The organism is Staphylococcus sp. GDY8P131P (assembly GCF_017891975.1).
GTDB classification, from domain to species: Bacteria; Bacillota; Bacilli; order Staphylococcales; family Staphylococcaceae; genus Staphylococcus; species Staphylococcus nepalensis.
Window position 1 is genome coordinate 52,290 of the sequence record NZ_JAESKF010000008.1, and the last position, 15,765, is coordinate 68,054.

The window sequence follows — 15,765 nt, forward strand, 5'->3', positions numbered from 1 at the left end:
GTGTGGAGAAGATGCAACATGCTTATCGGCAACTTTTATTAGGGATGATTTGTTTATTTATAGTAATGGCGATTGGACGTTTTGCATATACACCTATTTTGCCATTTATGCAGCAAACAAGAGGTTTAGATGACCGAAGTGCTGGTTTACTAGCTACGATTAATTATCTAGGTTATTTGATAGGAGCCATTGTTCCTATATGGATTGTTATGTTTAGTAAGGTTACGGATTTGAAAATTTATTTATTTATAAATATTATTTCGACTTTAATGATGGGACTTTCTGATAATTTTCTACTATGGTGTATTGTGCGTTTGGTTTCTGGAATAACAAGCGGTACAGTTTTTGTTTTAGCATCGAATGTAACGCTTGAAGCTTTAAGAATAGCGAAAAAAGATGGCATCTCAGGTCTGTTATATAGTGGCGTAGGTTTAGGTATTTTTACAAGTAGTATCTTTATTTTCTTATTTACTACAGCGAGCACATGGAAACTTACTTGGATATCACTAGGCATTTTTTCTTTAATGATAGGGATTTTTGTTATATTTGGTATGCGCGAAAATCACAATATCGAAAATAAAAATTTCAAATCAAAAAATATTGAATATACCGAAACAATTAAAGTGAAGAAAAAATTTATTTGGGGGTTTTCAATCGCCTATTTTTGTGAAGGCGCTGGTTATATTATCACAGGGACATTCTTAGTAGCCATCGTTAAATCAATACCTGGATTAGCCGATTACGCAGCGTTAAGTTGGATGTTTGTAGGTTTAGGTGCTGTGCCTTCTACGATTTTATGGTCTATGATGGCAAATAAGGTAGGGCATGCGAAAGCAATATATTTTGCATTTGTACTACAAATCATTGCTGTGATACTACCTGTTTTTTCAGGGCATGTAGTGAGCTTAATAATTAGTTCTCTGTTCTTTGGAGCAACATTCCTTGGGTTAACAACATTATTCATGTCTAAAGCACAAACACTTATGTTTCAAGGTAATCATAAAGTGAACTTGGTAGCTTTATTAACAATGATTTACAGTTTAGGACAAATGATTGCGCCAGCACTTTCAGGTATATTAATTGGTGAATCAGGGGATTACAATGCATCGCTAATTTTTGCTGCTTTCATATTATGTGTAGGTTTGTTAAGTAGTATATATAGCTATCAGGGGAACAATGGAAGTTAAATCATTCTGTTGTTTCCAAGTAATTTATTGAAAAAGTTAGAGTGATATATTAGCCTGTTTTAATTTTACTTATAATTTTTGGAACATTATCAAATTTCAAACGAGATAGAATATTATTTTATGTCAAATATGGTTTATGAATGATAACAGAGTTTCTTATCTTATTGTAATATATTGCTAGTGCGATTTGTCTGGATAGGCTTTTCATTAGATATCTTCCTTTTGTGTAAGTTGACATTTTGTGGTAATATCGTCATGGATAAAAATTCGAGATATTAATAGATAAGAAGGTTTAAATATATATGAAAGAAAATTTTTGGCGTGAATTGCCGCGTCCATTTTTTGTTTTAGCACCGATGGAAGATGTTACAGATGTTGTCTTTCGTCATGTTGTTAGTGAAGCGGGCAGACCTGATGTATTCTTCACTGAGTTTACAAATACAGAAAGCTTTTGCCACCCTGAAGGTGTACACAGTGTGCGCGGGCGCTTAACATTTACTGAAGACGAACAACCTATTGTTGCTCATATTTGGGGAGATAAGCCAGATCACTTCCGTGAAATGAGTATCGGGATGGCAGAGATGGGCTTTAAAGGAATAGACTTAAATATGGGGTGTCCAGTGGCGAACGTTGCAACAAAAGGTAAAGGTTCAGGTCTAATTCAGCGACCTGAAATCGCAGCTGAAATTATTCAAGCAGCTAAAGCGGGTGGACTGCCAGTGAGTGTTAAAACGCGACTTGGCTATTCTGAAATTGATGAGTGGAGAGCGTGGTTGAAGCATATTTTCGAGCAAGATATTGCAAACCTGTCCATTCATCTTCGCACGCGTAAAGAGATGAGTAAAGTGGATGCACACTGGGAACTAATTGGAGAGATTAAAAAGCTGCGTGATGAAATAGCCCCGGAAACTTTGTTAACGATTAATGGAGATATCCCAGACAGAAAAACAGGACTTGAACTAGCTGAGAAGTATGGCATTGATGGTGTCATGATTGGTCGAGGTATTTTTCATAATCCATATGCGTTCGAAAAAGAACCAAGAGAACATTCCAGCAAAGAACTTTTAGACTTGTTGAGATTACATCTTGAACTATTTGACAAATATTCAAAAGAAGAATCACGTTTGTTTAAACCATTACGTAGATTCTTTAAAATTTACGTACGGGGCATCAGAGGCGCGAGTGAATTAAGACATCAATTGATGAGCACGAATACGACAGACGAGGCTCGCGCGCTACTCGATAAATTTGAAGTGCAAATGGAACAGACCAGTTAATTTAAGCGTTTAAAACGAAAATACTGAAACAATAAGGAAACTGAGATTAAGTGATGAACACATATACCTTAACCATAAACTGGATATAAGCAATTGACGCCTAGTATAAAAATTGTATTAAGCTTTTATAACCTTTTTAGGTATCTTTGATAGGGAGCAAGATAAGGAGACCATTTAAAAATGTGATTTCTCTCTTGCTCTCTATTTTTGTCTAATGGTAAGTGAAATAATGAATGCAATTATCATAAAACTCGTAATCATTATTACAACGCCAGGCCATTGTAAGAGGCTGTAAAAATAACCTGCTAATGTGCCACCTACAGAAGACCCCATATAATAAAATAATAAATACAAACTAGAAGCTTGTGCTTTATGATGTTCAGCTCTTCCGGCAACAACAGCACTTGCGATAGCATGACCGCTAAAAAACGCGTATACACTAAATGCGAGACCAAGTATTTTGAATGACAATGGTGGTAATAATGTAATACATATACCAACTATTAATAACAAAATGCTAAATTTCAAAGCGTTTAAAGTGCCTAACTTTGAGCGAAGTTTTGCATTAAGTATGGAAGAAATCATACCTATTAAAAAGAGTAAATAAATAAAACTAATAAGACTATCATGTAATCGATATGGTTCATCTGCTAAAACAAAGCCAATATAATTGAACGCTGCAATATTACATCCTAATAATAAAAAGCCGACCATAAAAGGTTTTAATAGTCTGACATTTTTCAAATGTTGGGCATAGCTTATTAATAATGCTTTTACTGAAAATCGTTGTTTTTCAAAATGCTGTGAGTTTGGTAGTAAAAAAGTAAATACAATAGCAGCAATGACACTAATTATGCCGATAGTGATTAAACCAACTTGATAACCGTAAATACTAGAGATAAATCCTGTGAAAATACGACCAAAAGCGCCTCCGAATGCGTTGCCACTTATATAAATGCCCATCGCTTCAGGTAAATTGTGAGGTGAGATTTCTTCACCAATATAAGCCATAGCTATAGAAGGTAGTCCTGCTAAACATATACCTTGTATCAGCCGTACAATTAAAAAAGTATTGAAATCTGCCAAAAAAGGTTGAATTAAAGCGAGTATGGACACAGAAAGCACTGAAAAAATCATAATAGGTTTTCGTCCAAGAACTTCCGAAATAGCGCCAAAAAACAACATTGCAAACGCAAGGGTTAATGTTGCAGAGGATAAAGCTAAGCTAGCCATAGTTTCGCTTACATTAAAAGATTTTGTAAAATGGGGTATTAAGGGTTGGACGCTATAAAGTATAGAAAATATTGTAAACCCAGAGATAAAAAGCGCAACGATTATTTTAATATAAGTTTTTGACCCTTTTGTTACATAATTATTTGGTAAACCATCCATATTGCATACCCCACTTTTATTTAATAATTCCATATTAGCATGTAATGCACCATATCAAAAAAACACTGTTTTTAAATTTAAAAGCAATTATAAAAGATGATTTGTAATAATTTAGAAAAATAACAAAAATAATTTACAAAAAATAAGTAAAAAGTAAACTGTTGTACTTGTTCGAAAGTAACTGTACTAACTAAAGATTGTGCTTAACTTAAATTTGCGAAAGCGCTATCTATTGTTATATAAGGAATTTTCAAAAAATTTACATCACATCTCAAATAAATTACTAGAAAATTAAAAAACAGTTTCTACTATTCTCTTTATACAGATTCTTTGGTACGATGATGTAAGTAAAATTTTTGGGAGGATTTATTAATTATGAAAAAAATGGTTACAGCCACAATTGCTACGTTATCTTTAGGAGCAATTGGCGTTGCACAAGGAGAAGCACAGGCTTCAGAAAACAATCAATCTAACGCACAATATACAAGTAATCAATCTTATAATGATATTTTTAATTACGGTTATATTGATCAAGATGATAATGGGAACTATCATCACACATTAGATGGTAACTGGGACCAATCTATGTTTGATCAACAGCAATATTACTTTTATTTAATCGATAATGAAGGACAATATCACTATTATTATTTCCCAATGAACGATCAAGGTTCTAATGTTACAAATACTAATGATGTAAATGTTTCAGATGATAATAATTACACTGGCAATCAAAGCCACTCAGAAGTTCAATCTGAAGGTTATGACATAAATGAAGCGCCAGAAAATAACGAAATTGCCAACGATGAAAGAACGAATCAAACTGCTCAAGCAACTCAAAATAATTCAAATGACAGTGTAGATAATACACAAAATCATACATCAGCAGACAATTATGAAAGCAGCTATACACAAAATAATGGTCATAATGATGTGAAACAAAATGCTACATCAAGTAATGATGTTACACCGCAACAACAAGCTGCACCGCAACAACAAGAACAAGCTGCACCGCAACAAAACACATCACAACAACAAGATTCATCGCAACAAAGCACTACAAACGCACCACAACAAAACACTACAAGTCAATCAACGACTTCTAACAGTACGAGCAATAACGAGACGCACTCAGCAAATTGGTTAACTAAGCATCGCCAATTACAACCATACGGTAGCTATCATGGCGGAGGCGCACACTACGGTGTTGACTATGCTATGTCTGAAAATACACCCGTTTATTCATTGGCTGATGGCACTGTAATCCAAAGTGGTTGGAGTAACTATGGTGGTGGTAACCAAGTTACAATCCAAGAGAAAAACAGTGATAACTATCAATGGTATATGCACATGAATTCCTTAAATGTTCAAAAAGGGCAACAGGTGAAAGAAGGACAACAAATTGGCCTTTCAGGTAGCACAGGTAATTCTACTGCACCTCACCTACACTTCCAACGTATGCAAGGTGGCGTCGGTAACGAGTATTCAGTTGACCCAACATCATACGTAAATTCAAAATCATAATATATGACATATCAGTCGCCTTTGAATATCTTTAAAAGGATATCAGAGGCGATTTTTATTAACTATGTTTAGCTTAAAGCAATATGTAATGGCTTCAAATATGACTTAGATTATTTGAATTATGATCAATGACATATCATAATTACACTAAAGTCTAATTGAAAGGGAAGATGATATGTTTACAATATATGGCCATAGAGGCTTACCAAGTAAAGCTCCCGAAAATACGTTAGCAGCATTTGAAGCAGCAGCAAAGGTGTCTGGGCTCAAGTGGGTTGAACTAGATGTTGCTATAACAAAAGATGAAAAGCTCATTATTATTCACGATGATTTTTTAGATAGAACAACGGATATGATTGGTGAAGTCACGCACATGTACTATGATGAAGTCAAACAAGCCTCTGCAGGAAACTGGTTCCATTCGCAATATAAGAATGAAAGATTACCAACTTTCGATGAAATCATTACATTTGCTAATAACCATAAAATGAATTTGAATATTGAATTGAAAGGTGTAACAGGTGACAACGGCAGCGATTTGTCTGAAAGTATGATTAGACAAGTTACTGAAAAATTAAAAAAGCTAAACTCTGATTCAGATGTTCTGTTATCAAGTTTTAATCTTGTTTTAGTAAAATTAGCACAGCAATTCATGCCCCAATATAAACGTGCGGTTATTTTTAAAGCTGCAGCATTTACTGGAGATTGGAGAACGCTTTTAAATTATTGCGGGTCAAATATTGTAAATATAGAAGATGCAAAGCTTACAAAAAATCGTGTACGTTCAATTAAAAATGCTGGTTATGAATTAAATGTATGGACAGTAAATAACAAGATGAGGGCTAATCAATTGTCTAATTGGGGCGTAGACGGGGTTTTCACAGATAAAGCGGATGAATTAGTACATTTAAATAGTTAATTCATCGCCATATAATAGTATGAGGATACAAAATGGTAGTGTAATTTTGTGTCCTCATTTTATATAAGACTATGTACGATATTGTTGGAAGTATGTTTAATAATTACAATTAAATATTCCCTTTGTGTTTATTATACTATATGAAAAATAAATATTATAGACTACTTCTTTTATTAATTGGCACATATAATAGTAAGACGCTTTAGCGAAATGTGGGGGCTATTTTATGGAAAATCAAAAACAAGCATTTGAACAAGATTTATATTTACATGGCACAAAAGCTCAGTTGCAGATAGGTGATTTATTAAATCCTTTGCAAAAATCTAATTATCAAGACCGCATCATGAATTATATTTATTTTACAGGAACATTAGAAGCAGCAAAATGGGGCGCTGAATTGGCTGTAGCATTAGCTAAAGAAGAAGCAGATGCACACATTTATATCATAGAGCCACTAGGAGAATTTGAAGATGATCCCAATGTTACAGACAAGAAGTTTCCTGGCAACCCAACGTGTTCATATCGTTCTAGTGAGCCATTGAAAATTGTTGCAGAATTAGGTTCATGGGAAAGTCATTCTGAAGAAGCAATCAACCAGATGCTAGTAAAAATTGAACAATTGAGAAGTGAAGGTTTAGATATTATAGAAGATTAATAGTTATAAATAAAAAATTAATTATAGGGTTAATTTAATAGAAAGTTCGTTTAATTCATAATTAATTACTTCGCAATATATTTATTTGCTGTTTGATAAATAAATGATAGGTAGTATTATCTTAATTCACAAAAATATTTTTTTAAAAAATATATGAATATGATTAATTTTATTTTACTAGGGTATCTGTCAAAAAAAGGGGGCAATCGATATGAGTAAAATATTAGATTCTTTAATGAGCGCACTAGATAGTATTATTAGCTTCATACCAAATGTTATAGGCGCAATCATATTCTTAATTATTGCGTGGATTATTGCAGTAATTGTCAAGAAAGTTATTGTGAAAGGGCTAAGTGCATTAGGTTTTGAATCTTGGCTACAAAAGAAGGGTTTAGTAGATAATGAAGGAGGAGAATCACAATCTTCTGGATTAATACAAACATTTGGTAAATTAGGTTACTTCTTAGTGTTCTTGCTATTTTTACCATCTGTATTTGATTCATTAAATATGCAGTCGGTGTCTAAACCTATTAAAGGCATGATGAGTAGTATACTTAACTTTGCACCTAAAATTATTGTTGCAGTTATTATACTAATAATCGGTATTTTTATTGCAAAAGTCTTAGGTACTTTAGTAAAAAATATTTTATCAAGCCTAAATGTGAGCAAATTTAACCGTTATGTGAATTTTGGTGAAAACAAAGAAAGTATAGATATCCCAGTGGCAACAGGTTGGGTTATCACTGCGTTAATTGGTTTATTTTTCACTGTTCAAGCATTAAATACAGTGAACTTAACGGTATTAAATCAAATTGGCGCGGCTATTATCGGTTATTTACCATTAGTAATATCAGCAGCGATTATTTTAGGATTAGGTTTAATAGGTGGTAACTTAATTGCTAAATTAATTAACAAATCTACAGGAAATGGTATGTTAGCTGAAATTGTAAAATATTTAGTTATTATCGTTTCCGTATTTATGACTTTAGACCAATTAAACTTTGCGCAAAGCATTGTAAACGTAGCGTTCTTATTAATTTTAGGTGCCGTTGCAGTTGCTTTCGCAATCGCTTTTGGCATAGGTGGAAAATCATTTGCTGAAAAACAATTAAATAAATTCTCAGACAAAATTGACTCTGAAAAAGATAAATAGTAAAGTAGATGATTTTTAAAATACGTGAGAAGGGAGAGGGGCAGAAATCTCATTTTTCTATATAGATTTCTTTTCCTTTATGGCAAAGCGTAATAGAGCTGAAGCGCTTGTATAAGCACTACTAGATCCAAGTGCATTAGATTACATGAGTTAAGACTCATGTATAAGTATCAATAACTCAATAAAATTGAGCAGTGAAACTTCAAAAGTAGTTTTTTAAAGCAATAGACTTTGCATTTTCATTACATTCATCTACTGTCAAAATGAAATCTAAGACTGACACATTATTTATGGCTCAGCGCTTTAAAAGTTTGTTATAAACTAATTTCAATCTAGGTAATTATTATCAATTTTATTGAAGGATCTGAGACATTAACCTTATGTTTCAGGTCCTTTTATATTTTTAAGTGAAAGCAAACAATGGATATTAACTTATTAAAATTAATTAATTATAATCTTATTTAACGCAATAATAGTATTAAAATAGTATAGTGATAATATAACTATATAATGTAAAAGGATTAAAAAGTATGTTTTATAAATTAACTAAAGCATTACCGACAGCTATTTGTGGTTTAGTTTTAGGTTTAGTTTCTCTAAGTAATTTGTTATTTAATATGTCTTGGAATATTTTAGCTACAGTATTTTTTATATTGAGTTGTATTGTTTTGTTGCTCTTTATAAAAAAATGTCTTTTATACCCACGTTTAGTTTTGAATGAATTGACTGATCGTAATATCTGCGCCACTTTTCCAGCTTTTACGATGGCTTTAATGACAATTATTTATATTATATATCATCATTTTAAATTTGAATTTGTAGGAATGATATGGTTATGGTGGATAACGATTGTAGTACAATTCATCATTATAATGGGATTTGTTTATTACCATATTATTTTACATAGGAAAGATAAGGTTATACCGAATACGAGTTGGTTTGTAACGTTTGTAGGTATCGGAGTTATATCTGAAACGTCAGGAGATTTTTATCCAATGTTTGGTAAAATGATCGTATATATTGCTACAATATGCTTTATAATATTAGTAGCAATCGTTTTAATAAAAAAAACATGGCGTTTATATAATGAAAATCAATTTCCAATGTCAATCATTATAGCTGCACCTGCTGCACTGTGTTTCAATGGTTATTTACTAAGTGAAACGCATATAGAAACAATAATTGCCATATTTGGTTTTGTGATATCTCAGCTATTGTTTGTAGTTTCTTTAACGTTTATTCCTAAGCTTATAACAATAAATTTTAGGTTTTCGTTTTCTGCTTTAACCTTTCCATGGGTAACAACAGCAACTGCTTATTTTAATTTTATGCATCAAGTAAGCATGCCTAAGCAGTTAAAAGCTTTGTTATACATTTTAATGATGTTTGAAATTTTATTTACGTTATTAACAGTCGTTTACGTTGTTTTTGGGTATTTTATGTTTTTAAGAAAAAGAATGATTAAATAGGGATTTTATATAAGGGAGTGGTCGTTATGACTTATCATTTTAATAACGTTGTTAATCGAAGACAGACAAAATCAGTTAAATGGGACACTATGGAATCAGTATATAACATTAAAGACGCCTCAAATGTATTACCAATGTGGATTGCAGATATGGATTTTAAAGCGCCACAACCTGTCATTGAAGCGCTGGAAAGATGTGTTGAACATGGTGTGTTTGGCTATTCTTATTTAGATGAATCGTGTAAAAACGCAATACAATCTTGGCTTGAGAAACGGCATCATTGGTATATTGAAAAAGAATGGGTTATCGCCCATTCAGGGGTTGTTCCTGCCATTGCGTCTATTATTGAAACATTTACAAAGCCAGATGACCGTGTTTTAATAACGCCTCCAGTCTACCCACCGTTTTCAAATTTGCCTTCAGGCATGGATAGAGAATTAGTAGTGTGTTCTTTAATAGAAGAACATGGTAACTACTCTATTGACTTTGAAGATTTTGAGGAAAAATTAAAACAAGGTATAACCATGTTTATATTGTGTAATCCACATAATCCTGGAGGCGTAGTCTGGTCAACAGCTACGTTGGAAAAAATAATTGAATTATGTGTTAAATATGATGTATTGATATTATCAGATGAAATACATTCTGATTTAGTATTTCCTGAATATCAACATATACCGTTAGGCAAGTTAGCATCCGACCAGGCATCTCAAAAAATTATTACTTGCACAGCACCAACGAAAACATTTAACCTAGCGGGTATTCATGCAGCTTTGATTATTTCACCAAATCAAGCTATTCGTCATGCGTTAGAAACTAATTTTACAGCACATGGATTAGGTGTTAATCGCATTAGTCCATTTGGAGCAGCTGCATTAGAAGCAGCTTATACTTACGGTGAAAATTGGCTAGACGAATTATTGCATATCATTTCATCAAACATGGATTACGCTATTGCCGAAATTACAAAAGCGATACCGCAGATAAAAATTAAAAAACCGCAAGCGACTTATTTATTATGGATTGACTATAGACAAACAGGTTTAACTGAATCAAAAATCATGGATAAGCTATTAGAAAAAGGAAAACTTGCACTTGAGCCTGGTACAAAATATGGCGAAGAAGGAAGAGGATTTTTAAGAATGAATGTAGCTTGTGCCCCAAGTACTGTTAAAGATGGCGTTGAACGTTTTATTTCAGCATTGCAATAAAAGGATATAAACAAAAACTGAGAGGTGTTACGATTACATGATACCGCTCAGTTTTTGCTTATGCTATTAAAATGAAATATTTAAAAGGGCCTCATTTATTAACTAATTTATACTATTTTTTGTATTATTATCTTTTTCCCATAGTAAAATATGATTTTTTCCTACCCGCAATTGTTGGATTGGTCCTAGTGTAGCCATATCAATTCTAGAATGATTTAATAAGTCGGAACTTAATGTTAAAGGGCTACCATCAATATCTTCAAAATCAGCATCTACTAGTCTTACTTTAGGAAGAGAGTATGTGGAATGAATATCCCCCTTGAAATTCAGCAATGATTCAGGAATCGTCATATCCAAATAAACGCCCGAGTTGTCCTCTTGAATATTAAGATTTGGATTAAACGCGTTGTCTTGAATAAATGACTGTTCTCTGTCAAAATGTTCAGCTTGATTAAAATAGGCATTATGGTTAATAAATACTGGTTGTTTGATTTTATGAAAAGCTTCGTGGTCTCCTTCTTCTTGTGAAACTAAGTCTATATATTCTTTTAATGATGCAGTATAGTCGTTGAAGATACTAGTTCCAATATTTTTAATACCGTTTTTTCCGATAAATATATTATTATAAAAACGATCATCACCACCGTAAACTGGTGCAAATCCTGAAATCAAAGTGCTGTGTGGCACATGATAAGGCGTAGCTCTATCTAACATTAATTTATGAACAATTTCACCACTAATGATATTATTAATATATGCACCACCTTGAGCATGATTATCTAATGCGTAATCAGCTGTTAAAATGTTATTGTCAACCAAATAAGGGCCGCTACTCACTTCTACAAATAAGTCCCTAGTATTATGTGCAAATATATTCTTACTAATTCTAGTACCTTGCGTTTGCCAATCAAACCACATACCTAAAGAACAATGATGAACATAATTATTATATACTTGCGTATCAAGCGCTGCGTGCAATTTCATGCCTGCAATTTCATGACCAAAGAATTCTCGTCTGTTTCCAATATTATAAATATGGTTGTTATAAATAAAACTAAAAGCACTACCTAAATGGCCCACGATTGCGTTTTGACCACAATCATGGATTACATTATTTCTAATAATATGTGAACCTATTGTCTCTTTGTTCCAATCGCTATTTACAGATTTGAATACAGTTTCGATTTGATATTGATAGCCGGGTTTGTCTTTTCTATAAGTGTTGAAATTATCACCTGTAGAGATTTCTTTGCCTATTGATATAGCACTACACATAGAATTGTGTATATGATTATTCTCTATAATCCAATTTTTACTCCAATGTGTATCGATGATGCCAGTTTGATTAGCAGTAGGAGGTGACCATTGTGTTGCTGCGTGTGCAATTTCAAAATTTTGTATCGTAATATAGTTTGTATGTGATTTATTCGGACAAAAAACATGAGGTCTTATGTTAAACTCAATTAATTCGTTATTTGGGTTGTAATCTTGGAAGTTGGCGTAAACAGTCGTAGTATCTTCTTGTATTTCTGCATACCAAACGTATTTTGATTCATTAGTATAATCAAAAGAGACTAATTTATTGGTCCAATGATCTAATATTTCGTTTACAGTTTTAGGATTTCTCACATTATTAAAATCATTTACTTCAAATAAGGCTTGACCATTTATATAAACTTGGCCTAATGTTTTACCGTTATCAACGACTAACCAATCACCAAAAAGCTTTGTACCAAAGGGATTAAAACCATTAAAGTATTGGTTATTAATATCGACCTTCCATATATTTTGTTCAACGTGTTTCCAATTATTTATTATTTCTGATCCTTTAATAGTTACTTTTTCGTTATCAGCTGCTTTAAATGTAATTCTACGTTTCTCACTTGAGCCGCTATTTATGTGTTTGATTGCTTCTCTGTATACCCCTTCATGGACAATAACAGTATCACCTGGTAAAGCTATTGAAGCCCCTTTATCAATAGTGAGGAAGGGTGAAGATGCTGTGCCCAGCCCGTAATCAGACCCATTTTTAGAGACATGTATTAAATGATTCATATGAAAATACTCCTTTATTTATATATTTGTTTAGATCGTAAAGTACCTACTTTATTTGAGCGTATCTGATTTTTAATTTGTGTGATAAACTTCTCATAATTTAAAAATAGTGTGATAATCGTAATTAATACCACTGTTAATAATGGGAAGTAAATTTGCATGGACTTAATTGCTAATATTGTACTTTCAGATTGAACCGCAGCACCAGCTACATAACCACCAACGGATAATGACCAACCGACAATTGCAGATTGTAAACCAGACCCTATTTTCATACCCGCGCTAGCAAGGCTGAATATAGAACCTTGTACTGGGACGCCAGTTTTCCAATATATGATATCTCCTACGTCTGCAACTATACCACTTAAAGCTGCCGTGAAAGGGACTAACCCGATGCCATTAATTACTAATCCGACAATCAACATGGTTAAGTTCTCTGAGAAAACACCCATCACAATATAAGAAATGATGGAAATAATTAGACCAATCATAATACTTTGTTTAATGCCTAATAATTCGGCAAATTTAGGCGCTATGAGTAATCCTAATATAGTAGGAAGTAGTGTAGATATACTTAATATTGCCATGATATTGGCGTTATCAAAGATGTAAGTTGCATAATAAATTCTCATACTATTATCAGTTTGGCGTAAATACCATAATAGATAGAGCGCAATGGTGATAATAAAATATTTTTCAGTAAGTAATGATTTGAGTATAAGTGTAAAAGGTATGCGTTTTGTTTTACTTTTTGACGTATACTGCTTTGTTGCAATATTTCTTTCTTTAACAAAGTAACCAGTTATCATTAACGGTACAGCACATAAAAATGCGTAAACCAGTGCAGTATAAGTCCAACCTTGTTGGTTTTCACCAAAAAGAGTTACTAAATAAGTAGTAAAAGTTGTAATACAAAGCACGCTAATATTAGAAAAAATGAAGCGTATACTGCCTAAAGATACGCGATCTTTTTCATCTTTTGACATAAATGAAATGAGTGATGAATAAGCAACATTATTAGCAGTATAAAAAACGACAGAAATCAAAAAATAAATAATAAAAATATACACAATTTTGCCGCTATAACCTACAAAGTCAGGAATATTAAACAATAAAAAAGTCAAAACACCTAATATCGGTGCTGTCCAAAAGACCCATGGCTTTGCTTTTCCCATCTTTGTATTAGTATTATCTATGACGCTCCCCATAAATAAATCAGAAGCGCCATCTGCAAAACGGCAAATGAGTATAATAGTGCCAATGACTGAACCAGCGACACCTACAACATCAGTCATGTAAATAATGATGAATGACGCAATGAAGGTCCAGCTGTAATTTGCACCGAAGTCCCCTATACCAAATACTACTTTTTCGTTTGTACGTAACCGCTTTGTTTCAGTTTTCGAATCTACTAAAATACTTTTTTCTCCAGAACTTGCATCAACTGTTTGGTTCATTTAATCCCCCCTAGTAAAAACATCTATCCTAAGTTAGTTAATTTAGTAAACAAACCAACTTGAGTGAAATATTACCACCTAATTTTAATTTTGTAAACGCTTTCTTTAAAATGGTGACTACTTAAATATTTGTTTTTGAAAAAGAAAATTGAATAACTATAGGTTGCGTCATAAGGTGTTTAGAGAAATATTTTGTGCTATAGTTAAATTAAACTTTGTAATTAAATTGAAAGTACTGTACTTATTTTTTAGAGTTAATATAGAGGTGGTGTTAGTTTGAAACAAATAGACGCGTTAGATTTAAATGAAAACCAAAGACGAGTAATACAACAAATATTTAATAATAAACTCATCTCTAGAGTTCAAATATCTAAAGATTTAAATATTAATAAAGCAACGATTTCGAGCATATTAAATAAGTTAAAAGAGAAAAAATTAGTGAATGAAGTAGGACATGGAGAAAGCACTAAGAGTGGAGGGAGAAAACCGATACTTTTAGAAATTAATAAACATTTTGGCTACGTGATTTCTTTAGATATTGCGTACGGCTCAATTGAAATGATTTATAACTATTTTAATGGTGAAATACTTAAACATGAATCTATACCATTGTCTAATAAAAAAATGAGCCATGTATTAGATTTGTTAAAACAACACATTAATACAGATGAAAAATATGGTACGCATCATGGGTTGTTAGGTATATCTATTTCTGTCCACGGAATCGTTAATAATAACCAAGAAATTGTTCATTTGCCATTTCATGAAATCGAAGATATTTCAATTACAGAAAGTATTAAAGATATCGCAAATGTGCCTATCATAGTGGAAAATGAAGCGAATTTATCCGCAATTTATGAATGTAATGAAAATAATGACTTAGAAGTTAATAATTTAATCACACTTAGTATACATAAAGGTATTGGCGCGGGTTTAATTATTGATAAAAAATTATATAGAGGTACAGATGGTGAAGCAGGTGAAATTGGAAAAACGCTCGTTTCGGTTATTCAAAATAATCATAAAACATTTCATAAAATTGAAGATATCTGTTCTCAAGATGCTTTAGTTCATAATCTTGAAGAAAGGTTGAACCAAAAATTAACCATGACAGCATTAAAAAAGTTATATTATGATAAAAATGAGATTGTAGTAGACGAAATAAATCAGTTTTCAATGAGAATAGCCATACTGATATATAATCTAAATATGCAAATTAATCCAGAAGCTATTTATATCAATTGTCCATTAATTAACGAATTACCGGACGTTTTAGAAGCTATTAAATCAGCTTTTATGACATATACAAATAAAAATGTAGAGATATGCCTGACTTCCAACGTTAAGTTTTCGACATTGTTGGGAGCAACCCTTGCAATAACACAGAAAGTATTAAAAATTGATAACATAAAACTTAATTTTTGATACTTTCTAGATATATCCATAACTCAAAACATAGGTATTGT

The 15,765-nt window shown here is 32.3% G+C and carries 12 protein-coding genes; 9 read left to right on the forward strand and 3 right to left on the reverse strand.

Annotation, left to right across the window (positions count from 1 at the left end):
- Positions 1-11: 11 nt before the first annotated feature.
- Both KA894_RS08205 and KA894_RS08210 read left to right on the forward strand, forming a co-directional pair.
- Positions 12-1,187: a YbfB/YjiJ family MFS transporter gene (locus KA894_RS08205; RefSeq protein ID WP_103373446.1), complete on the forward strand. Its 1,176-nt coding sequence runs from the start codon at positions 12-14 to the stop codon at positions 1,185-1,187.
- A 302-nt stretch (positions 1,188-1,489) separates the two neighbouring features.
- Positions 1,490-2,464: a tRNA dihydrouridine synthase gene (locus KA894_RS08210; RefSeq protein ID WP_119488163.1), complete on the forward strand. Its 975-nt coding sequence runs from the start codon at positions 1,490-1,492 to the stop codon at positions 2,462-2,464.
- 201 nt (positions 2,465-2,665) lie between these two features.
- On the opposite strand, the gene KA894_RS08215 is transcribed toward KA894_RS08210, so the two are convergent.
- Positions 2,666-3,856, reverse strand: a complete 1,191-nt coding sequence (locus tag KA894_RS08215) for an MFS transporter (protein ID WP_096808214.1) — start codon at positions 3,854-3,856, stop codon at positions 2,666-2,668.
- A gap of 375 nt (positions 3,857-4,231) precedes the next feature.
- On the opposite strand from KA894_RS08215, the gene KA894_RS08220 reads away from it, so the two are divergent.
- The 6 genes from KA894_RS08220 (at position 4,232) to KA894_RS08245 (ending at position 10,787) form a co-directional block, all read left to right on the forward strand.
- On the forward strand, positions 4,232-5,380 hold the full coding sequence (locus KA894_RS08220; RefSeq protein WP_096823740.1) for a M23 family metallopeptidase: 1,149 nt from the start codon (positions 4,232-4,234) through the stop codon (positions 5,378-5,380).
- Positions 5,381-5,555: 175 nt separating this feature from the next.
- Positions 5,556-6,299: a glycerophosphodiester phosphodiesterase family protein gene (locus KA894_RS08225; RefSeq protein WP_103373444.1), complete on the forward strand. Its 744-nt coding sequence runs from the start codon at positions 5,556-5,558 to the stop codon at positions 6,297-6,299.
- A gap of 226 nt (positions 6,300-6,525) precedes the next feature.
- Positions 6,526-6,954, forward strand: coding sequence for an NAD(+)--rifampin ADP-ribosyltransferase (gene arr, locus KA894_RS08230; protein ID WP_115341828.1), 429 nt, complete (start codon positions 6,526-6,528; stop codon positions 6,952-6,954).
- Positions 6,955-7,165: 211 nt separating this feature from the next.
- Entirely contained in the window at positions 7,166-8,107 is a 942-nt protein-coding gene (locus KA894_RS08235) for a mechanosensitive ion channel (RefSeq protein ID WP_210133884.1), read from the forward strand.
- A 530-nt stretch (positions 8,108-8,637) separates the two neighbouring features.
- A complete protein-coding gene (locus KA894_RS08240) occupies positions 8,638-9,576 on the forward strand; it encodes a TDT family transporter (RefSeq protein ID WP_119488218.1) in 939 nt (312 codons plus the stop codon).
- 26 nt (positions 9,577-9,602) lie between these two features.
- On the forward strand, positions 9,603-10,787 hold the full coding sequence (locus KA894_RS08245; protein WP_119488219.1) for a MalY/PatB family protein: 1,185 nt from the start codon (positions 9,603-9,605) through the stop codon (positions 10,785-10,787).
- Positions 10,788-10,889: 102 nt separating this feature from the next.
- Here the strand turns inward: KA894_RS08245 and KA894_RS08250 are convergent, their stop codons facing one another.
- Together KA894_RS08250 and KA894_RS08255 are read right to left on the reverse strand one after the other, a co-directional pair.
- Positions 10,890-12,842 carry a right-handed parallel beta-helix repeat-containing protein gene (locus KA894_RS08250; RefSeq protein WP_119488220.1) on the reverse strand — a complete coding sequence of 651 codons (1,953 nt, stop codon included), beginning with the start codon at positions 12,840-12,842 and terminating at the stop codon, positions 10,890-10,892.
- A gap of 14 nt (positions 12,843-12,856) precedes the next feature.
- A complete protein-coding gene (locus KA894_RS08255) occupies positions 12,857-14,299 on the reverse strand; it encodes an MFS transporter (protein WP_096808221.1) in 1,443 nt (480 codons plus the stop codon).
- A gap of 276 nt (positions 14,300-14,575) precedes the next feature.
- Between KA894_RS08255 and KA894_RS08260 the strand changes: the two genes are divergently transcribed.
- Positions 14,576-15,724 (forward strand): ROK family transcriptional regulator, encoded by a 1,149-nt coding sequence (locus KA894_RS08260; RefSeq protein WP_103372945.1) that lies wholly within the window; start codon positions 14,576-14,578, stop codon positions 15,722-15,724.
- Positions 15,725-15,765: the final 41 nt, after the last annotated feature.

Excerpts from the sequence above, each read along its gene's own strand:
- KA894_RS08235 (WP_210133884.1), top strand. The coding sequence starts at position 7,166 with ATGAGTAAAATATTAGATTCTTTAATGAGCGCACTAGATAGTATTATT.
- KA894_RS08210 (WP_119488163.1), top strand. The coding sequence starts at position 1,490 with ATGAAAGAAAATTTTTGGCGTGAATTGCCGCGTCCATTTTTTGTTTTA.
- KA894_RS08225 (WP_103373444.1), top strand. The coding sequence starts at position 5,556 with ATGTTTACAATATATGGCCATAGAGGCTTACCAAGTAAAGCTCCCGAA.
- arr (WP_115341828.1), top strand. The coding sequence starts at position 6,526 with ATGGAAAATCAAAAACAAGCATTTGAACAAGATTTATATTTACATGGC.
- KA894_RS08215 (WP_096808214.1), bottom strand. The coding sequence starts at position 3,856 with ATGGATGGTTTACCAAATAATTATGTAACAAAAGGGTCAAAAACTTAT.
- KA894_RS08220 (WP_096823740.1), top strand. The coding sequence starts at position 4,232 with ATGAAAAAAATGGTTACAGCCACAATTGCTACGTTATCTTTAGGAGCA.
- KA894_RS08250 (WP_119488220.1), bottom strand. The coding sequence starts at position 12,842 with ATGAATCATTTAATACATGTCTCTAAAAATGGGTCTGATTACGGGCTG.
- KA894_RS08255 (WP_096808221.1), bottom strand. The coding sequence starts at position 14,299 with ATGAACCAAACAGTTGATGCAAGTTCTGGAGAAAAAAGTATTTTAGTA.
- KA894_RS08205 (WP_103373446.1), top strand. The coding sequence starts at position 12 with ATGCAACATGCTTATCGGCAACTTTTATTAGGGATGATTTGTTTATTT.
- KA894_RS08245 (WP_119488219.1), top strand. The coding sequence starts at position 9,603 with ATGACTTATCATTTTAATAACGTTGTTAATCGAAGACAGACAAAATCA.
- KA894_RS08240 (WP_119488218.1), top strand. The coding sequence starts at position 8,638 with ATGTTTTATAAATTAACTAAAGCATTACCGACAGCTATTTGTGGTTTA.